The organism is Streptomyces sp. PA03-6a, from assembly GCF_033792765.1.
GTDB lineage: Bacteria > Actinomycetota > Actinomycetes > Streptomycetales > Streptomycetaceae > Actinacidiphila.
In genome coordinates this window covers 1-2,598 of the sequence record NZ_JARAVK010000502.1, presented here as the reverse complement: position 1 = coordinate 2,598, position 2,598 = coordinate 1, and the positions used below count along the sequence as shown (strand labels likewise).

Sequence of the window (2,598 nt, the reverse complement as noted above, 5' to 3'; positions counted from 1 at the left end):
CCGACGGGGTCCAGGTGGGTACGGCGGGGGCGGGTCGCAACGCCCGTGCCGCCGACCGCCGCCCGGCCTCCCGGGCCAGTTCGAGCGCGTACGCCGCCCACCAGTGCCCCTCGGGCGGCGCTCCCCGGCAGGCGCCGTCGGACTCACCGGGCTGTTTCACCCACAGGTAGGCGTCCACCAGCGGACTGCCGGTGCGCACCGTGGGCGCGGGGCCGAGCGCCCGGTCCGGCGGATTGCACCAGGACTGCGCGTTCCTGCGTACGGCCGCCCAGGGGCCCTTGCCGTTGCGGCTGGTGTCGATGACATAGTGGGCGCCGCCGAGCAGCCCGGACAGCCGGTCGCCGTACTCCGTGCTGACCCCGGTGGTGTGGAAGCCGGCGACGTTCAGCGCGAAGCCGTCGGCCCGGCCGATCCCGGCGAGCCGCAGCGCCGCGGCGAGCGCGCGCAGGTCGGGGACCCGCCCCGGGTTCCCCGCGTCGAGGTAGACCCGGGTACCGGTACGCGCCTTGAGGAGCCCCACGGCCTCGGCCAGCAGCGCCGCCCGGCCCGGGGGCGGCCCGGGGGCGGCTCCCCCGCAGCCGGCCACCAGGCCGGCGACCGCGTCCGGTTCGAGGACCACCACGGCCGGACGGCCGCCGATGCCGCCGGAGACGCCGGTGATCCAGCGGCGATAGGCGGCCGCGTCGGCGGCGCCGGGCGGGCGGCGGACGCAGTCGCGCCGCGGGAGGTCGTGGAGGACCAGCACCGGGATGCGGTGGGCGCGTTCGGCCGCCGCGGTGATCCGGCGGGCCTCGCCCGCGGCGTCCGGGGTCCGGTCGTCGAGCCAGGTGGCCAGCGGCTGGTCGGCGATCCGCCGCAGCAGCGCGGCGTCCGCCGTCCGGCCGCGGGCCTCCCAGGCGTCGGCCTGCCGGGCGGCCCGGCTGTCCGGGTCCACCCAGAACGGGGAGGGCCCCCCGGTGGCCGGCGGGGCCTCCGCCAGGGCCGGGCCTGCGGCCCACCCCGGTGACAGCAGCACCGCCGCTCCGGCCAGCCCGGCCACCACGCGTACGGTGCGTGCGCCGGACCGTCGGGCACGTGCGATCGCAGCGAGAACCATGTGACCCACCGTCACATCGACCGCCGGGCCACGCCGCTTCTGGTGCGCCGAACGGTCGCCCGGAGACCGAATAACTGACGAAGCGTCATGTGCTATCCGAATCCGGTACGACTATTCGGGTGATCATGCGCATCCATGGACAAATCGGGTCGTTGGTCAGATCACGACCTTTGGTCCCCTCCAGTCCGAAAGGATCAGAAGTGAAGCGTTTCTCCAAGGCTGTCGCCCTGACGGTCGCCACCGGTGCCCTCGTCCTCGGTTCCGCCACCACTGCCCTCGCGAGCGGCTACGACGGCGGTGGCAAGGGCGGCAGCCACGGCTACGGCAAGGGCTACGGCAAGGGCTATGGCTTCGACGGCTACGGCTACGGCAACCGCCGCAGCGGTGCCAACGCCCGTGCCATCGCCGCCGGCTCCCCCGGCATCCTGAGCGGCAACGTCATCCAGGTGCCCATCAACGTCCCGATCAACGTCTGCGGCAACGGCCTGAACGCGATCGGCCTGCTGAACCCGGTCGCGGGCAACGTCTGCATCAACGGCTGACGCGAACCGTCACACCTGCCGGGGCCGCCGGAGGTCACCTCCTCCGGCGGCCCCGCCATGTCACAGGCCGTTCGTGTAGGCCGTCAGCCGCGCGGTGCCGTAACCACCGTCGATGGGCACGTTGCGCAGGGCGTGACCGGTCAGCCACTGGCTGAGCGCCGTGAAGGACGCGTCCCCGTGGGTGTCCTTGTACAGGGCGGCGATCCCGGTGACGTGCGGGGCGGCCATCGACGTGCCGTCCATGTCGCGGAAGCTGCCGTTGAGGTACGCCGACAGGATGCCCATGCCCGGTGCGTGGATGTCGACGCACGTGCCCCAGTTGCTGAACCAGGCACGGCGGTCCTCCTGGTCGATCGCCCCGACCGTGAAGGCCGTCCGCGAGCTGGCCGGTGAGACGAAGCACGCGTTGAGGTTGTCGTTCCCGGCCGCGGCCACCGGGAACACCCCGGCCGCCGCCAGCCCCTCGACGGCACGGTTGGCCGCCGGCGACCAGCGCCCGGACAGCGACAGGTTCGCCACGGCGGGCTTCTTCGCGTTCCCGGCCACCCAGTCGATGCCCGCGATGACGGCGGAGGTCGACGTACGCCCGACGCACGGGAAGACCCGCACCGACACCAGCGTCGTCTTGCGGGCGACACCGGTGTAGGTGCCGCCGACGACGCCCGCCACGTGGGTGCCGTGGCCGTTGCAGTCCCCGCCGTCCAGGCCGTCGCCGATCGCGTCGTACCCGGGCACGGCACGACCGGCGAAGTCCGGGTGGGAGAACTCGATGCCGCTGTCGACGATGTACGAGGTGACCTTGGCCCCGGTGGCCCGCACCGAGAAGCCGGTGCCCCCGAGGGCCCGGTTGTTGATCCGGGTCAGGCCCCAGGGCGTGAAGCCGCCCAGGGCGCGTACGCCCGTCGCCCGCGGTCCGGAGGAGTCCGGTACGGGGGCCGAGGGCGAGGCGGGGCCGGGTGG

3 protein-coding genes are annotated in these 2,598 nt (G+C 74.1%); 1 reads left to right on the top strand and 2 read right to left on the bottom strand.

Going from position 1 to position 2,598, the window contains the following annotated elements; translation table 11 throughout:
* A partial coding sequence (locus PV350_RS46075; RefSeq protein WP_500339243.1) for a glycoside hydrolase family 6 protein occupies window positions 1-1,096 on the bottom strand: 1,096 nt, incomplete at its 3' end.
* A gap of 200 nt (window positions 1,097-1,296) precedes the next feature.
* On the opposite strand from PV350_RS46075, the gene PV350_RS46070 reads away from it, so the two are divergent.
* Complete coding sequence (locus tag PV350_RS46070; protein WP_499511747.1) at window positions 1,297-1,638, top strand: chaplin; 342 nt, start codon at window positions 1,297-1,299, stop codon at window positions 1,636-1,638.
* A gap of 60 nt (window positions 1,639-1,698) precedes the next feature.
* On the opposite strand, the gene PV350_RS46065 is transcribed toward PV350_RS46070, so the two are convergent.
* The coding region (locus PV350_RS46065; protein WP_500339242.1) for a S8 family peptidase at window positions 1,699-2,598 on the bottom strand (900 nt) is incomplete at its 5' end.